At 23.7% G+C, this 811-nt stretch carries 2 protein-coding genes; both read right to left on the bottom strand.

All coding sequences use genetic code 11. From position 1 onward, the window contains the following. Positions 1-290: 290 nt before the first annotated feature. A complete protein-coding gene (locus BBA70_RS00860; RefSeq protein WP_011412364.1) occupies positions 291-455 on the bottom strand; it encodes a hypothetical protein in 165 nt (54 codons plus the stop codon). A gap of 119 nt (positions 456-574) precedes the next feature. Further along, positions 575-811: IS3 family transposase (locus tag BBA70_RS00855; RefSeq protein WP_252861471.1), on the bottom strand; the 237-nt coding region annotated here is incomplete at its 5' end.

Genomic DNA, 811 nt, shown 5'->3' with positions numbered 1-811 from the left:
ATATCATTTATATTCATTCCCAAATCACTTCCGCAACATTGACAATGTTCGTAAAATTCTTTTTTTTGTTGTTTATCCATTTTAAAAAAATCCTTAATTTTAACTTAATTTATTAATATATTATCCCTTAATGAGTGTTTTTTTAAAAAAACACTCATTATTTAATCCATGTAATTTTAGTTGCATCAGGAACAATAAAACCAAGTTTATAAGCTGCAAATATAAAAATACAACCAAGAGCAATTAAAATTAATATTTGTCTTAAAGTCATTTTTTTATCCTCCTTTTTATTATTTAGCTATTGATAAATAACCTTTTGAAGCAAAATAAACAATCAAAGGAATAACAATGCCTAATGTAGGTAAAATCCAATATGTAAAAAAACTGCCTAAAGTTAATTTATTTCTTCTAAAAGATTTTTTACTGAAATAAGAACGTCTGTAATTTCTCGCCATTTTAATCTCCTTTTTTTATTATTTAATAAGAAAAATATTTTTTAGTATTTAGAAACAATAAGGAAACCAACTTAAAAGTTGGTATTTTTTTTTAATGGTTCTTTAATCGCCTACAATATTCAAGGAAAATTTTTAAAGTAAATAGTGTCTAAACTTTTGGAACAATATTGAGAAGGTGATGAATAATTTAATTTAGCTAAAATCCATTGATTGTTCCAAAATTTAGGGAAATAATTGATTATTTTTTTAACTTTTTCAGGTGATTTTTGAAATAAAAAAGGATGTTGATGTTGTAAGATAGTTTTCATTTGGCCGAAAAAGTTTTCAATTACAGTGTTATCACGTGGAGTAGCTTT

This window comes from New Jersey aster yellows phytoplasma (genome assembly GCF_002554195.1).
Taxonomy (GTDB): domain Bacteria; phylum Bacillota_I; class Bacilli_A; order Acholeplasmatales; family Acholeplasmataceae; genus Phytoplasma.
Note: the sequence above shows the minus strand (reverse complement) of the source record. Positions and strands in the feature narration are given on the sequence as shown.

Excerpts from the sequence above, each read along its gene's own strand:
- BBA70_RS00860 (WP_011412364.1), bottom strand. The coding sequence starts at position 455 with ATGGCGAGAAATTACAGACGTTCTTATTTCAGTAAAAAATCTTTTAGA.